We start from the raw sequence: 15434 nt of genomic DNA, 5'->3' as shown, positions 1-15434 counted from the left end.
TGTGCTGACAACACCCTCGTCGCTTCGGTTGAGTAGCGACGCGATACGGAGGCTTCAGATGCTGATCGAACACCTACGGGAGCGGATCCCAGCTGATCGCATTCAGCTCGATCCCGCGGTCACGGCGAGCTATGCCCACGACGAGGCCGAGTGGGCGCCCCACGGGACACCGCTCGTCCTCATCAGGCCGCGCACCGCCGAGGAGGTCCAAGAGGTCGTGCGCGCGTGCATCGAGTACAACGTGCCCGTGGTGCCCCGCGGGGCGGGCACCGGTCTGTCCGGCGGAGCGAACGCTGTCGACGGGTGTGTGGTCCTGTCGACCGAGGCAATGACGGCAATCACCGAGATCGACCCAGTAGAGCGGCTGGCCGTGGTGCAGCCGGGCGTCGTCAACGACCACCTTCGGAACGCGTGTGCCGAGCACGGTCTCTGGTACCCACCCGACCCCGCCTCAGCGCCATGGTCGACGATCGGCGGCAACGTCGCGACGAACGCGGGTGGCCTCTGTTGCGTGAAGTACGGCGTCACCGCGGACTACGTGCTCGGACTGCAGGTCGTCACCGGAACCGGCGAACTGGTCCGACTCGGCCGGCGTACAGCCAAGGGCGTCGCGGGGTACGACCTCGCCCGGCTGCTCGTCGGCTCCGAGGGGACACTGGGTGTCATCACCGAGGTCACGCTCAGGCTGCGCCCTCAGCGGCCGAGAGAGCACACCGTCGCCGGCTACTTCTCGTCCATCGTGGACGCCGGCCGTGCTGTCACGGCCGTGGGCGCGGCAGGCATCGTCCCGTCCGCCCTGGAGCTCATCGACCGGCACTGCCTCGAGGCCGTCGACCAGTGGAAGAAGATGGACCTGGCTGTCGACGCCGACGTCATCCTGTTGGCCCGGTGCGACGTCCCGGGGACGGCAGGCGACGAGGAGGCGGACGCGATCCGCGACTGCTTCGAGCGAGCGGGTGCCACCTGGGCGGCTCGCTCGACCGACCAGACCGAGGCGGACGCTCTGTTCGAAGCGCGGCGCCTGGCGTATCCAGCCCTTGAGCGTCTGGGGCCCGTGCTCACCGAGGACGTCTGCGTGCCCAAGGCGGCGGTTCCGGAGATGCTCGCCCGGATCGAGGCGATCGGAAAGAAGCACGAGACCCTGATCGCCAACATCGCCCACGCCGGAGACGGCAACCTACATCCCCTTCTGATCACGCCGCGTGGCGACGACGAGGCCAGAAAACGTGCGCAGCGGGCCTTTCAGGAGATCATCGAGGAAGCAATCGCGCTGGGCGGCACGGTCACCGGAGAGCACGGTATCGGCCTACTCAAGATGGACGGGCTCGCCAAGGAACTGCCCGCGGAGGTACTGGATCTCCACCACGCGGTGAAAGCCGCACTCGATCCGCACGGCATCCTCAACCCCGGCAAGGTCATCCCGTCGGGTGGCTCGGTGCCTGGTTGAGACCTTCACGATCGTCACGTACGCCTCACGACCTTGTCAGGCCACGCCCACTTGGGCAGGTCGATGCCGCCAAGACCGTGACCAACTCCGTGACTGGTCTGGTTGCGATGTCCAGGGAGATCATCCTGCCCTGGACATCGCACCGTTGAACCGATGCCCGCTACACGGTGACCGAGTTGCGGTTCTCGCCCACTGCCAACGGGTCATAGGTCGGGTTCAGCAACATCTCGTGGAGGTGGCGGCGTCGAACACCCATGTTCCCGCCGTCGTAGACGGGGAAGCAGAGCACGTCCTGCATGATCCGGCCGAGTGGCGTCCGGTCGCCGTAGGAGTCGACGCCGACCAGTCGCATGGCGTCGTACACCGTCTGGACAGACAGTTCGGAGTTGTAGATCTTGACCATGTTGGAGAGCTCGCGGTCCGCCCCTCCTGTCTTGTCGAAGTGATCGGCTGCCTTCCAGGCGAAGTAGCGCCCAGCCTCGATGCGCGTCTTGATGTCGGCGAGCATGTAGCCCGCGTTCTGGTACTCCAGGATCGGAACGGGCCCGGATCGCTTCTCCGTCTTGACGAAGTCGTAGGCGATCTCGAAGGCCGCGCGCATCTTGCCGACTGCGGCCGCGCCGATGCTCGAACAGGTCCACGAGAAGGCAGCCTTGGTCAGGTTGAGGCCGTCACCGGGCTGCCCGATCAGGTTCGACAACGGCACCCGGACGTCCTTGAACTCCACGATCGGCGAGTTCGTCGCGAGGTGGCCGAAGGTGTCGATCATTCCGGTGATCTGCACGCCGGGAGTGCCCTTCTCGACGACGATGATGGCCAGCGACTCGGCCGGACCCTTCGTCTTGTCGATGCGGCACACCACGCTGATGAGGTCCGCGCCGTCGTCGTCCCAGCCGGAGGCATTCGTGGTGTACGCCTTACGACCGTTGATCACCCATTCGTCCCCGTCCTGGACGGCGAAGGTCTGCACGCCGAAGTCGGGGTCCGGGTGATCGAAGTTGGCACCACCGGCCGCCTCCGTGAATGCGATCGCCCCCAGGGCCGGGCTGCCGTCCAGGAAGGGCCGGAAGAAGCGTTCCTTCTGCTCCGGCGTGCCAGCGACGACGATCGGGTAGACGCCCAGACCGGTCCCGAGCACGGCGGTGGGAGTGTTGATCTCCACGCGGGCCAGTTCCTCGACCGCCAGCGCGAACTGGAGATTGGTGAAGCGCTGACCGCCGTGCTCGGCGGGAATGAGGCCTTTGATGAACCCTGCGTCGACCATCTGCTGATAGAACGGCTTGAGCGCGCGGAAGCGTTCCAACGGCGTACTGATCGGTGCGATGACGGAATCAACGTCCGCGAGCACACCCTCGGCGAACTCGCGGGCCTGGGAACGCAGGCCGAGCTGCTCCTCAGACAAGGTGAAGTCGATCGACATGGTGCTCCTTCGTTCGGTGTCTGCAGATAGGAGAACGTTCTGCCACTTCGAAGCGCGCTGCCGCGGACCAGAGTGCACATCAACCGGAACCACGGTGCATCAAACTGGCAGCGTGAGTCCGTGAGGGGCCGTTGACAACGAGACGCCGTCCGGAGTAACACCGTCGTAGGCGGAGCATGCGTTGATTGGCTCAATCAACTGCGGGAGGTGGCGTTCGATGCGTTGGCAGACGAATACTCGTCCGCAAGCCGAGCAGTACAGCTACTGGCGCGAAGTCGTATGCGAGGCGTTCACCCCGCTTCGACCGACGGCTCGCGGCGCCCGCGACTCTTGGGATCGCGAGGGACTGTCCGGCTGGGTGGAGACGCACCCGTTCGGAGCGGTGAACGGCGCCGAGATCGGAACCTGCGACCAGACGATCCACCACGGCAAGGCGGAGGTCGACCGGTTGGAGGAGGGAGTCGCTTTCGTCAACCTGATGCTTCGTGGCCGATCCGTGGTCACGCAGGGCGGCTCCATGTGCCTGTCTGGTCCCGGCACCTTCTCCATCGTCGACGCCACCCGACCATTCCGCCTTGACTACCTCGATGACTGGCGCGCGATCTCGTTCCGGATACCGCTCGAGCTCGTTCCTGATGGCGTGGCCGATGCCGATACCGCCGTGCGCCACGCCACGAGCCGTGGGCTTGCCTCGGTCCTTGCTGACACCATGCGCGCCGCGTGGCGCGCAGGAACGACACTCGACGACGACCAGGCCAATGGCGCAGGCCTCGCCGTCGTCTCGCTCGCGACCGCGCTCCTCCGAAACGCACCGGCGACCGAGTTCGCCGCCGACCCGGTCGGCGGCACGGTGCTTCGGGAGAACATCGAGCACTTCGTGGCCAGGCACCTCCAGTACGGCGAGGTCACTCCGACCGCGGTCGCCCAGCACTTCGGGATCTCGGTCCGCAAACTTCACCTCCTGTACGAGGACAGGCCCGCCACATTCGGCCAGACCGTGATGAGGCTGCGCGCCGAGCAGTGTGCCGAAGACCTCCTCGCGAATCCAGGCGGATTGACCCTCACCGACCTGGCAGCCAAGTGGGGGTTCAGCGATCTGTCCCACCTCAACAGGGTATTTCGACGGCGCTTCGGCTGCCGAGCGTCCGAGTACGCGCTCTCCGCGAGAACCTGACGTTCTCGCGACCTGCTCCGGAGACCCCGCACCTCCGCTTCGCGTGTCGGCGTGTCAGGCAACGGCATCAGAGGCGCGTCAGCCGATCCTGGCGTCGCCATCGGACCCGTCATCGGCGCGGCGCGGGCAGGCAGCCATCCAAGCATCCTGTGACACGCGACAACTCTGACTGTCTCGTCCTAGATCTTGTCGATATGTCTAAAGACATTGACCTAACACTGTGCCGCTCCGAAGGTCGACGTATGACCGAAACACAGAACCAGACCACTCCCACCGAGGACGCCACCCTCTACGACCGGCTGGGCGGCCTTGACACCGTCAAGTTCCTGGCCCGGACCCTGGTGCAGCGAGCCATGCTCAACCCGACGATCGGCCACATCTGGGACCACAAGACCCAAGCCGAGGTCCAAGAGGAGATCAGCGGCTTCGTGGAGTTCCTTGGTGAGCACTGGGGCGGCCCACATACCTACACCGGTCCCGACATGGCCACCGCACACCGCGGTATGGGCGTCACCGAGGAGTACTGGACGGCACTGTTCGACGAGATCGTGACCCCGGCCTACGCGGAGTTCAACCTGCCGGAGAGGGAGGCTCGTGAGATCGACGAGTTTCTTCGCTCGTTCAAGTCGGTAGTCGTCGGCAGCCCGTCCTTCAAGGATGTTTTGAAAGAGCACCCCGACATGGACGTGATGGAGGGAATGACAAGCGTAGGCGTGCACTGGCCGGCCCCGAAGAGTGCTGAAGCTGAGTGACCGACTGGCAGCCCGCGACACAGCGGGCTGCCAGACCAGCTCAGGAACGGGCCGATTCGTCAAGCAACGAGATCGCCCCGACCGGACAATCATCCCCTGCGTCCCTGATGAGTTCGGCGTCCTCAGCACTGTGGATCAACCTCGTAGTCGGCCTTGCACGGACTCCGACGAACTCGAAATGGTTGGGCGCAATCGTCAGGCATATGCCCGACGAGATGCAGGCCCGCGATACCTCCACGCGCCACTTTGCAGCCCCGTTTGAAGGTTCGGCCTCAGTCATAGCTCTCCTCCGGATCGTGCAGAATCTCTGCGAATCCGACTCTCAGAGAGCGGAGGAAATGCGTCAATGCCAGTAGGCAAATCGACAAGATCCGAGACGCGACCGAACGCCTCGCCCCCGCTCATCGACCCGGCATCGCTTGTTGCGCTGCTCAGGTGGCCTCGCTACCGACCGTCCGGCTCATCCCGCAACGAGTCATGATGATTCGACGTATCGACAAGTTCCGTGACTCGAAAGAAACCTCTGCCTCCTCCCGGCGTGGTTCACTCGATGTATGGACGTCGACACCCGGACCGTCCCCGCGCGAGAGCGGCTCGACTACTGGCATGACAGCGTCTGCGACAGCTTCGTACCACTGTTGGCAACGCCGGCGAGCCGAGATATGCACGGGCGCATCCGCAGCACTGAGATCGCCGAGACGAAGGTTCGCCGCATCGCCGGAACCGAGCACCGCTTCGAGCGACGCGAGCAGGACATCCGCCGCAGCAGCGGGCCCGATCTGCTCAACCTGGTCTTTCTCAACGGCGGCTCGACGGTGGTCGAGCAGGACGACCGGACCGCAATTCTGACTCCCGGCGACTTCCTCTTCTACGACAGCGCGCGGCCGTTCGACTTCCGCAGCCGCGGCCCCTTCGACTACACGATCCTGCTGATGCCGAAACACCTCCTCGCCCTGCCCGAGCAGGTGTACGCCACCTGCACGGTGCGACCGCAGTCTTGCCGTGATCCCCGAGGGGCGGCAACCCGCAATCTGGTGGCATCCCTCGTCGGGCCCGACGCACGAGAACCCGACGCAGACCGTGCCCCGGCCCTCCAGGAATCGGTCCTACATGCCGTCTCCACAATGATCCCGACGACCGGGATCGCACCAACGACTGACGCTGTGGTCGCCATCGCCCGCGCCCACATCAGGCGACACCTCCCTGACCCGGATCTCTCGCCGACCACGGTCGCCGCCGCCTGCGGTATCTCGGTCAGCTACCTCCACCGCCTCTTCGCCGGCGAGCACGAGACAGTCGCAGCGCTCATCCGCGAGGAGCGGCTCCAGGCCGCATTGCAGCGGCTCACCTCACCCGCGCACCGGTTCGAGTCGGTCGCCGCGATCGGCCGCGCATGCGGGCTAGACGATCCCGCCCACTTCAGCCGCGTCATGCGCAACCGGTTCGGCGCCTCACCTCGTGACCTCCGGCGGGGCACGTCCCGACCCGCCGGCGCCTGAGGCCGACCGATCACCCGAGCGCCGCACGTTTCGGCACCGTGAAATCTCCCTCAGGAGTGCAGAGGGGGCGTTGACAGCAGCACCGGAGAAGCGCACGGTTAACGGTCATATACCAGCACCCAGACTGGGAGGAGAGTTTCCATGCCATCGCAACAGCTCGTCGCGATCGACACACAGCAGGTCGCCGCGGCCGAGCGTGCCGACTACTGGCGCGAGAACGTATGCGACACCTTCGTCCCCCTGCGGGTGCAGCCTGCCGGCGATGACATCGGCGGGAGGATCACCGGTTCCACATTGGCGCAGACGCACGTCCGACGCATCCGGGCCGTCGGCCACGAATTCGAACGACGCCCCGCCGACATCCGCCGCAGCGACCCCGAGGTTCTCCACTTCATGGTTCTCAACCGTGGCGTGACCCGCGTTGACCAGGATGGACGCACCGCGACACTGCATCCGGGCGACCTGCTCTTCTACGACAGCTCGCGACCGTTCCGATTCATCACCCCGAACGCCCTCGACTACACGATCGCACTTCTCCCCAAGCGCCTTCTACCGGTGTCCGAGCTGAGCGTGCGTTCCGGCACGGCCCGCGCCATCAGCGGCGACGAAGGGTTGTCTGCTGTCGCTCGCGACTTGGTCCGCGCGCTCGCCCGGCACGCCATCAGCGACGCGGCCGAAAGACAACTCGCGCTCCAGCACACGCTGGTCGGGTTTCTCGCTGCCCTCCTTCCTGCCGAGGCGGTCCCGACCCCTTCGGGTGCTGTCCATCGCCAGCTTGCCCGATCCTTCATCGAGCACCACCTCGGCGACCCCGACCTATCCCCTGCCGACATCGCAGCTGCCTGCAGTATCTCGGTGAGCTACCTTCACCGGCTCTTCGCTGATGACGGCTGGACGGTGGCCGGCTACCTGCGTGAGCGACGACTTCAGGCCGCGTACGAAGAGCTGGCGGGCGGTCGCAACCCGGGCGAGCCGGTCGCCGCCGTCGGCCATCGGTGCGGGCTCGTCGATCCATCGCACTTCAGTCGGCTCTTCAAGGCGCGCTTCGACCTGCCGCCCGGGGAGCTTCGCCGGACGTCAGGGGCGTTGCCAGGGTCGAATGTGCAGCCATCGTCAACGGCTGGATAGCCGCGTCCTACGCTGACATGCGCCTGTCTTCCTAGTGTCGGTCACGGGGTCACGACGACCCACCCGACACCGCCAGGAGGAAGCCATGGAGTCCGCGATCGACCAGCACCTGACCTGTCCGAGGTCCCTGTCCCGCCGCGTCCCCGACAGCTACGAGCCACCGTTCCCGATGTGGGTCGGGCGTGCCGACGCCACCGTGGAGCAGGTCGTGATGGCCTACCTGGGTGTGCAGTTCCGCGACGAGGAACAGCGCCCATCCGCCCTCGCAGCACTGCGCAGTCTCGTCGACAGCCTCGAGGGCCCCGACGGCGCCTCGCACCACGATCTCACCTACCACGTCGACAACCAAGGGCACCACAACCTGATGGTCGTCGGCTATTGGAACGACCCCGCCGCGTACTGCCGCTGGCTGCTCTCCGACAGGATCGCCGGCTGGTGGAGCTCGGAGGAGCGCCTCGCCGAGGGGCTCGGCTACTTCCGTGAGGTGGTGGCACCGCGGGTTGACCAGTTCGAGACGCTGTACGCCTTCCAGGACCAGTTGCCCGGCGTCGGCGCAGTCATGGACGGGATCAGCGGCGAGATCAACGAGCACGGCTACTGGGGTTCGATGCGCGAGCGCTTTCCCCTTTCCCAGACCGACTGGATGCAGGGCCGCGGTTCACTGACGGTCGTCTCCGGCGACCCCGACGCCGGCGGCCGCGTGGTGGTACAGGGCCACGACAACATCGCCCTCATCCGCTCGGGCCAGGACTGGATCGAGGCGGGCGCGGAGGAGCGGGCGCTCTATCTCGACGAGATCCTGCCGACGCTGCAGGCGGGCATGGACTTCCTGCGGGACAACGGCGCCGACGTCGGCTGCTACAGCAATCGCTTCGTGCAGAGCATCGATCTGGACGGGAACCTGCTCGACGAGAGCTACAACATCGGCCACTGGGCCTCATTGGACCGGCTCGAGCGATGGGCGGAGTCCCACCCCACCCACCTGCGGATCTTCACCACGTTCTTCAAGGTCGCCACCCGCCTCGACAAGCTCCGGCTCTACCACGAGGTGTCGGTCTCCGACGGGCGGCAGCAGCTCTTCGAGTACGTCAACTGCCACCCAGCCACGGGGATGATGCGCGACGCCGAGGTCCCGGCCGACGCCTGAGCGAGGCCTCACCTTCCCGGCGCTTGCGCATTTCGTCGAGGTGACTTTTCATCCCAATACGTCGACAACCATTGACATATCGTTGTGTTCAGGGCCACAGTCTCCGAACAACCGGGTGAGTTCCCAGCCACCCGACGCATCACCCTTTGGAGGAATCCCATGCCGATCGACCAGCCAGATGCACAGGGCTTCGAAGCCCTCGCGACGGCCAACCGGCTCGCCATCGACCCCGCCGATCTCTCGACCTATCTCGGTGCCGCGACCGGCCTGCTGCAGTCCTGGAATGTCGTGGAGGAGCTCTATACCGAGGTCGCTCCCGTGATCCCCGAGCGGGTGTGCAGACGCCCCTCCGAGGAGGAGAACCCACTCGGCGCTTGGTACGTCACGACCGAGATCACCGGCGCTCCCGATGGTCCGCTCGCCGGCCGGCGTGTGGCGATCAAGGACAACACTGCAGTCGCAGGCATCCCGATGATGAACGGGTCGAGGACCGTCGAGGGCTTTGTCCCGGCGACCGATTCCACCGTGGCCGCCAGGCTCCTCGAGGCAGGCGCCACGATCGCAGGCAAGGCGGTGTGTGAGGACCTCTGCTTCTCGGGCGGCTCGCACACATCGAAGACCGGCCCGGTCCGAAACCCGTGGGACACGACCCGCTCCGCGGGCGGCTCCTCCAGCGGCAGCGGTGCGCTGGTCGCCAGCGGGGAGGTCGACTTCGCCATCGGCGGCGACCAGGGCGGCTCGATCCGCATCCCGTCGGCCTTCTGCGGCACGGTCGGACACAAGCCGACCTTCGGACTCGTGCCCTACACCGGCGCCTTCCCCATCGAACAGTCCATCGACCACCTCGGCCCGATCGCCCGCACCGTCGCCGACGCGGCGCTCGCCCTGAACGTGCTCGCCGGCCCCGACGGGCTCGACCCTCGACAGCCCGACACGATTGCCCCGGTCGACTACGTCGCGGCCCTGCAGGAATCGGCCACGGGCCTGCGCATCGGCGTCATTGCCGAGGGCTTCGGGTTAGCGAACTCCGAGCCGGAGGTGGATGGCACCGTACGCGACGCCATCGCCACGCTCGAGGGTGCCGGCCTGGTGGCCGAGGAGGTCTCGATCCCCTGGCACCGGCACGGAGCCGCGATCTGGGACGTGATCTCCGTCGAGGGTGCCACCTTCCAGATGGTCGAGGGCAACGGCTACGGAATGAACTGGAAGGGCTACTACGACCCCGAGCTGATCGCTCACTACGGGCGCCAGTGGCGCGAGCACCCCGGCGCATTCTCAGAGACCGTCAAGCTCGTCGCGCTCGCGGGCAAGCACGCCCTCGGCACGGAGTACGGCCGTCACTACGCGATGGCGCGTGCCCTGGAGGCGTCACTCCGCGAGGCCTATGACGAGGCGCTCGCGACGTACGACGTCCTCGTCCTCCCGACCGTCCCGATCCGCGCCAGCGTCATCCCCGGCCCGGACGCCTCTGTGGAGGAAGTCCTCGGCCGCGCGCTGGAGATGGTCGCCAACACCTGCCCGTTCGACGTCACCGGCCATCCCGCGTGCTCGGTGCCGGCCGGGCTCGCCGACGGCCTGCCCGTCGGTCTGATGATCGTCGGCAAATTGTTCGACGACGCCACTGTCCTGCGAGTCGCGCAGGCCCTGGAAACCGCAGTCGGGGGCTTCCCGCTGCCGACCACTGTAAGGAGCAACGCATGAACGGAGTGTTCGATCTCGGCGGCACCGATGGGATCGGTCCGATCGATCCGCCTGCCGAGGAGCCGGTCTTCCGCGCCGAGTGGGAGAAGCCGATCTTCACCATGTTCGCCGCACTCTTCCGCGCAGGCTGGTTCGGCGTGGACGCGTTCCGGCACGGCATCGAGAACATGGATCCCGCGGTCTACCTCAAGGCGCCCTACTACGAGCACTGGCTGGCCAGCTTCGAGTACCACGGCGCCCGGACCGGCAACCTCGATATCGCTGAGCTGGACCGCCGCACCGCCCACTATCTGGCGAACCCGGATGCTCCGCTCCCCGAGCACGAGCAGAGCCAGGAGCTGCTCGACTTCGCCAACGCCGTGGTGCCCGCAGGTGCCAGCGCCCTCCGACCGACCGACAAGGAGCCCCGCTTCAAGGTCGGCGACACCGTCCGAATGAGCACCGACGTACCGTTCGGCCACACCCGGATCGCGGGCTACACCCGCGGCAAGGTCGGCACGGTCATCGCCCACCACGGCTCGTTCATCTACCCCGACACCGCCGGGAACAACCTCGGCGAGGACCCCCAGCACGTCTACACGATCAAGTTCGACGCCACCGAGCTGTGGGGCGTCCATGGCGATGCCAACGGCACGGTGTGCTTCGACGCCTGGGACCCCTACCTCACCCTCGTCACCACCACCGAAGGAGCAGCAGCATGAGCAGTCTCGTGCCCAGCCAGGAGGAGATCTCCGCGCGCGTCAAGGCCCTGGAGTCGATGCTCATCGAGCAGGGCGTCATCACGACCTCGATGGTCGACCGGATGGTCGAGATCTACGAGAACGAGGTCGGCCCTCAGCTCGGCGCCAAGGTCGTCGCCAAGGCCTGGAGCGACCCCGAGTTCAAGGCCCGTCTCCTCGAGAACGCCACCGAGGCATGCAAGGACCTCGGCATCAGCGGCCTTCAGGGCGAGGACATGGTCGTCTTGGAGGACTCCGACGACGTCCACCACGCCATCGTGTGCACCCTCTGCTCCTGCTACCCATGGCCGGTGCTCGGTCTCCCGCCGAACTGGTACAAGGAGCCCGCCTACCGCGCCCGGATCGTGCGCGAGCCGCGCAAGGTGCTCGCCGACGAGTTCGGGTACGTCGTCCCCGACTCCACCGAGATCCAGATCTGGGACTCCAGCTCGGAGATGCGCTACTGGGTCCTGCCCCAACGTCCCGCTGGGACCGACGACTGGTCCGAGGACCAGCTCGCCGAGCTCGTGACCCGCGACTCCATGATCGGCGTCGGCCCGGTGAAGGCCGCGTCATGACTGCCACCATGACCGACCTCCACACACTCCCCGTCGACGCGCGCCGTCAGGTAGTCGAGCAACTTGTCTGTGGTCTCCCGGGTGGTCGCCCCGGCGAGCTGTCCTTCGAGCAGCCGTGGGAGATCCGGGCGTTCGCACTGGCCCTCGCGGCTCACAAGGCCGGCGAATACCGGTGGCCCGCCTTCCAGGGAGCACTCATCGACTCGATCAAGGAGTGGGAGACCCAGAACCCGGGCCTCACGGACCCGTCATGGTCCTACTACGAGCACTGGGTCACCGCCCTCGAGACGGTCCTCGGCGAGGCCGGGGTCATCGAGTCCTCGACGGTCGAGGAGCGCACCCAAGAGGTTCTGGCCACACCCGCCAACCGCAACCACCACGAGGCTCACCTCGAGCCGATCGCCATCGACCCAGCTCGCAACTGAGCCATCCACCGAAGGAGAATCCCATGAGCAACTCGACGACATCGCTCGCTCCGACCCAGGCCGCCAGCGTCCCCCTCTGGGCCTGGGCGGTCGCCGCCATCGCCCTCTTCGCGGTGTACTTCCTGGTCCAGGAGAACGGCGCCATCCTCTCCGCTGACGCCGCCACCTGGCTCCACGAGGTCACCCACGACGGACGGCACGCACTCGGCGTGCCCTGCCACTGATGTCCGCGGCGAAGGCGGGCTGGGGCACCCGCATGCTCACCGGCTTGGCCGCGGGCGCTACTGCCGGCCTCTCGGCCACAGCGGTCCTCCTGCTGGCGGTGGAGCCCCGCATCGACGCAGCGATCGCCATCGAGAAAGGCACCTCGGGTGGCCATTCTCACGAGGCGACCGCGGGAGCGCATGACCACGGCGAACTGGTGACCCGGCTGCAACAGCAGATCGGCGGCGCAGTCACCGTCATCATCGTCGCCGCGCTGCTCGGGCTCGCCTTCGCCGTGGTCTACACCCGGGTGCGACACCGCCTGCCCGGCTCGTCAGAGGTCGGCCGCTCGGTCGCACTCGGCGTGCTCGGCTTCACGGCGTTCGCCCTCGCACCTGCGCTGGTCCTACCTGCCAACCCGCCTGCGGTGGGCGACCCGGACACGGTCAACCAGCGCACGGCCGGCTACCTTCTGGTCATCCTGCTGACGATCCTCCTCACGATCGCAGTGTTCGCGCTCACCCGTTCGCTGGCCGAGCGCGGCGTCAGCCCAGAAGCACGCTGGGTCGTCGGCTGCCTACTCGGCGTCGCCGGCGCCGTCGCCCTGCTCACGCTGTTCCCACGGGTGGACAGCGAGATCCCGCACGAGGTCCCGGCAGCGCTCATCTGGGAGTTCCGCCTCACCTCGCTCGGGCAGCTTGCGGCCATGTGGGGCGTCCTCGGCCTTGCACACGGCGTGCTCACCACCCGGCTGCTCACCGCCCGAAGCCGGCGCCGAGACGCAAACCCCAGCCCTGTGGCCGTCTGAGCGGCCGACCGGCATGCACACCAGAGCCGCGGCAGGCGGTGACCGCTGCACCGTCACCGTCTGCCGTGGCTGCTGCTGCGGCAGCACCGAGGTTCATCCGGACGTGGACCACGCAGCGCTCGTCACCGACCTCGGCGACCGTCTCGGAAGCCGAGCCTCGCTCCGCGTGACCGGCTGCCTGTGGGTCTGCGGCGCGGCCAACGTCATCGTCGTCTCACCGGGTGCCGGTGCGCGGCGCTCCGGCGCCCGGCCGGTCTGGTTCGCACGCATCCTCGGCCCCGAAGAGAACGCGGCGATCGCCACGTGGGTTCATGCGGGAGGGCCGGGGCGTGCCCCACTCCCCAAACTGCTCGAACAGCACCTCACCCTCCCCTTCCGACGCCGCCGGAAGCAGGTACGGCTCACCTCGCCAGATGCGTGAGCTGCTCGGTCACGCGGAGTGCCCCGCCCCGGGAGGTGGCGAGATAGATCGGCTGATGCAGGCCCCGCCATGACGTACGGACCCTTCCCCGCGGACCGTCGTACGTCACGCCCACCCGAAGCCGTTCACCGACCACGACCGGATCCCAGGACCCGCCGTCGGCGGCTGCCCGGGTGACCAGATGCACCGCCTCGTAGAGCCCCTCGGTCATACTCGACACGGGCGCTGCCTCTGGCCCGAACCGGCGGTGGTACTCGGTCTTGAATGCATTGTTGGCCGCGGAGTCGAGGCTCTCGAAGTACGAGAACGCCGTCCAAAGCCCCTCGCTGGCATCCGGCCCGATGAACTCGTGTGTCGACTCATCCAGGACGAGCGCCAGCGTCGCCACCTCCTGACGGAGACCAGCTGCGTGCATCTGCTGCTCGAACGCGACCTCGTCAGCGCCGACGAGCGAAGAGACGACGAGATCAGCACCGCTCCGGCGGATGGAGGCGATGAGCGAAGCGAAGTCGGTCGTCCCCAGCTCGGCGTACGCCTCCGCGGCCACTGAACCGCCGGACCGCTCGACCACCCTACGAACCGCCCGGTTGGCGCCGCGGGACCAGCAGTAGTCGTTGCCCGCCAGGTAGAAGTGGGACCCACTCGTCGCACGCATCAGGGCCGGGATGGCGGCCGTCGCCTGGGCGGCGGGGCGCTCGCCGAGACGGAGGAGCTCTGGCGCGCCGGCACCGCCCTCGTTCAGCGGCGTGTGGATGATCAAGACGCCGTACTTGCGTGCCACCGGGCGCAGCGCTTGGAAGACCGCGGAGGTGACGTTGGCCAGCACCACCCGGCACCCGGCGTGGGCCAGGCGGACGAGCTCGGCCGCACCGAGGCCCGGGTGAGTGCCGTCGTCGCCTGTCATCAGCTCGAGCGGGCGACCCAGAACGCCACCGTCTGCGTTGATCTGCTCGACCGCCAACCGTGCGGTGCTCCGTGCCGCGACGGAGAACACGCTTGCCGGGCCGGTGCCGCTGGAGATCAGGCCGAGGCGCCACACGTCGCCGGCCGCGGGAGCCGGTGCGGCCACCATCCGCCGTGCCCAGCCCAAGACCTCCTCGTCCAACTGCACCGCCACCCGCACCGTGGAACGCGCAGGGCCATCGGGACGTACGCTCACCGTCACGCTCCCGGTCCACGGGAGGTCGTGGTGAACGACGAAGCGCCGTGGACGGTCAACGCTGACGACGCGACCGAGAATCTCGACACGCTGACCGCCAAGCGTGGCGGGGAGGGTCAACGGGATGGCCACCGGCACACCGAGTCGCAGCGCTTGACGCCTCGGCAGGCGCCAGCCTGGCAGGCCGCCACCGGCAATCACATCGAAGGCCTGCTCGGGTGGACACGGAAGTTGTTCTCGGTCCGCGAGGATGATCTCGCCCATGGGCGACCCCTGTCAGCCGGTAGCGGTGGAACGCCCTTTTGCGCTCCGCGGAGCCACCCTGGCGTCGGACCTCAGCTCGTCGAGCGAGTCCCGGTAGACCTGGGCGACGAACCCCACCAGCTGCGATGCAGGTGTCGGGTCGATGCTGTAGAGGCGGAAGCGTCCTTCACGACGCTCGGTCACCAGGCCGGCCATGCGGAGCACGCGTAAGTGGCTGGACACCGTCGTCCGGCCGACACCCTGGACCCGGTCGGCGATGTCGCCGACTGCGAGCTCCCCGTCCGCCAGCGCGAGCAGGATCTCGCGGCGCGTCGGGTCGGCGAGGGCTTCGAAGACGACCCCACCTTGCGGTGCCACAGCGGCCTCCGGATCTGTCGAGAGATGATGACATATCGACGATATCTCAACGATCAGGTACGTGGGAAGAAGTCACGTATCGGTGTTCGCCCGGCGGCCGCTCGTCGACGACGTCCTGCTCCCAGACCCGGAACTCGGTGCGCCCGCTCCCCGCGCCGACCCCAAGAGCGCTGCAAAGTGTGACCAAGCCTCTGAACCAGACAAAACAACGAACTCCGCCTGTCCTGTTTG

At 67.3% G+C, this 15434-nt stretch carries 17 protein-coding genes; 13 read left to right on the top strand and 4 right to left on the bottom strand.

Annotated elements, in window-relative coordinates; translation table 11 throughout:
* Nucleotides 1–58 precede the first annotated feature (58 nt).
* Entirely contained in the window at nucleotides 59–1447 is a 1389-nt protein-coding gene (locus OH802_RS13395; RefSeq protein ID WP_406028658.1) for an FAD-binding oxidoreductase, read from the top strand.
* A 160-nt stretch (nucleotides 1448–1607) separates the two neighbouring features.
* On the opposite strand, the gene OH802_RS13390 is transcribed toward OH802_RS13395, so the two are convergent.
* A complete protein-coding gene (locus tag OH802_RS13390) occupies nucleotides 1608–2867 on the bottom strand; it encodes an acyl-CoA dehydrogenase family protein (RefSeq protein ID WP_406028656.1) in 1260 nt (419 codons plus the stop codon).
* 217 nt (nucleotides 2868–3084) lie between these two features.
* Between OH802_RS13390 and OH802_RS13385 the strand changes: the two genes are divergently transcribed.
* Nucleotides 3085–4041, top strand: coding sequence for a helix-turn-helix domain-containing protein (locus OH802_RS13385; protein ID WP_406028654.1), 957 nt, complete (start codon nucleotides 3085–3087; stop codon nucleotides 4039–4041).
* 242 nt (nucleotides 4042–4283) lie between these two features.
* Complete coding sequence (locus OH802_RS13380) at nucleotides 4284–4793, top strand: group 1 truncated hemoglobin (RefSeq protein WP_406028652.1); 510 nt, start codon at nucleotides 4284–4286, stop codon at nucleotides 4791–4793.
* A 40-nt stretch (nucleotides 4794–4833) separates the two neighbouring features.
* Here OH802_RS13380 and OH802_RS13375 read toward each other — a convergent pair whose 3' ends face one another.
* Entirely contained in the window at nucleotides 4834–5073 is a 240-nt protein-coding gene (locus OH802_RS13375) for a ferredoxin (RefSeq protein WP_406028650.1), read from the bottom strand.
* 274 nt (nucleotides 5074–5347) lie between these two features.
* On the opposite strand from OH802_RS13375, the gene OH802_RS13370 reads away from it, so the two are divergent.
* From OH802_RS13370 to OH802_RS13325, 10 genes are all read left to right on the top strand, one after another.
* Nucleotides 5348–6292 (top strand): helix-turn-helix domain-containing protein, encoded by a 945-nt coding sequence (locus tag OH802_RS13370; protein WP_406028648.1) that lies wholly within the window; start codon nucleotides 5348–5350, stop codon nucleotides 6290–6292.
* A gap of 141 nt (nucleotides 6293–6433) precedes the next feature.
* Entirely contained in the window at nucleotides 6434–7420 is a 987-nt protein-coding gene (locus OH802_RS13365) for a helix-turn-helix domain-containing protein (protein WP_406028645.1), read from the top strand.
* 85 nt (nucleotides 7421–7505) lie between these two features.
* A complete protein-coding gene (locus OH802_RS13360; protein WP_406028643.1) occupies nucleotides 7506–8567 on the top strand; it encodes a phenylacetaldoxime dehydratase family protein in 1062 nt (353 codons plus the stop codon).
* Between the two features lie 159 nt (nucleotides 8568–8726).
* Nucleotides 8727–10268, top strand: coding sequence for an amidase (locus OH802_RS13355; protein WP_406028642.1), 1542 nt, complete (start codon nucleotides 8727–8729; stop codon nucleotides 10266–10268).
* Nucleotides 10265–10969: a nitrile hydratase subunit beta gene (gene nthB / locus OH802_RS13350; protein WP_378820963.1), complete on the top strand. Its 705-nt coding sequence runs from the start codon at nucleotides 10265–10267 to the stop codon at nucleotides 10967–10969. Before OH802_RS13355 ends, nthB begins: the two co-directional genes overlap by 4 nt.
* Nucleotides 10966–11565, top strand: coding sequence for a nitrile hydratase subunit alpha (gene nthA / locus OH802_RS13345; protein ID WP_406028639.1), 600 nt, complete (start codon nucleotides 10966–10968; stop codon nucleotides 11563–11565). The genes nthB and nthA overlap by 4 nt, the downstream gene beginning before the upstream one ends.
* The gene (locus tag OH802_RS13340) at nucleotides 11562–11990 is read left to right on the top strand and encodes a nitrile hydratase accessory protein (RefSeq protein ID WP_406028637.1); all 429 of its coding nucleotides are present in this window, start codon (nucleotides 11562–11564) and stop codon (nucleotides 11988–11990) included. Before nthA ends, OH802_RS13340 begins: the two co-directional genes overlap by 4 nt.
* A 23-nt stretch (nucleotides 11991–12013) precedes the next feature.
* Complete coding sequence (locus tag OH802_RS13335; RefSeq protein WP_406028635.1) at nucleotides 12014–12214, top strand: CbtB-domain containing protein; 201 nt, start codon at nucleotides 12014–12016, stop codon at nucleotides 12212–12214.
* The gene (locus OH802_RS13330; RefSeq protein ID WP_406028633.1) at nucleotides 12214–13002 is read left to right on the top strand and encodes a CbtA family protein; all 789 of its coding nucleotides are present in this window, start codon (nucleotides 12214–12216) and stop codon (nucleotides 13000–13002) included. The genes OH802_RS13335 and OH802_RS13330 overlap by 1 nt, the downstream gene beginning before the upstream one ends.
* Nucleotides 13003–13015: 13 nt before the next feature.
* A complete protein-coding gene (locus OH802_RS13325; RefSeq protein ID WP_406028631.1) occupies nucleotides 13016–13423 on the top strand; it encodes a (2Fe-2S) ferredoxin domain-containing protein in 408 nt (135 codons plus the stop codon).
* On the opposite strand, the gene OH802_RS13320 is transcribed toward OH802_RS13325, so the two are convergent.
* Together OH802_RS13320 and OH802_RS13315 are read right to left on the bottom strand one after the other, a co-directional pair.
* Nucleotides 13404–14714: a substrate-binding protein gene (locus tag OH802_RS13320; protein WP_406028629.1), complete on the bottom strand. Its 1311-nt coding sequence runs from the start codon at nucleotides 14712–14714 to the stop codon at nucleotides 13404–13406. The two genes, OH802_RS13325 and OH802_RS13320, sit on opposite strands and share 20 nt — an antisense overlap.
* Nucleotides 14715–14858: 144 nt before the next feature.
* Nucleotides 14859–15203, bottom strand: coding sequence for an ArsR/SmtB family transcription factor (locus OH802_RS13315; RefSeq protein ID WP_406028627.1), 345 nt, complete (start codon nucleotides 15201–15203; stop codon nucleotides 14859–14861).
* Between the last annotated feature and the right edge of the window lie 231 nt (nucleotides 15204–15434).

The organism is Nocardioides sp. NBC_00850, from assembly GCF_045207335.1.
Lineage (GTDB): Bacteria > Actinomycetota > Actinomycetes > Propionibacteriales > Nocardioidaceae > Nocardioides.
Note: the sequence above shows the minus strand (reverse complement) of the source record. Positions and strands in the feature narration are given on the sequence as shown.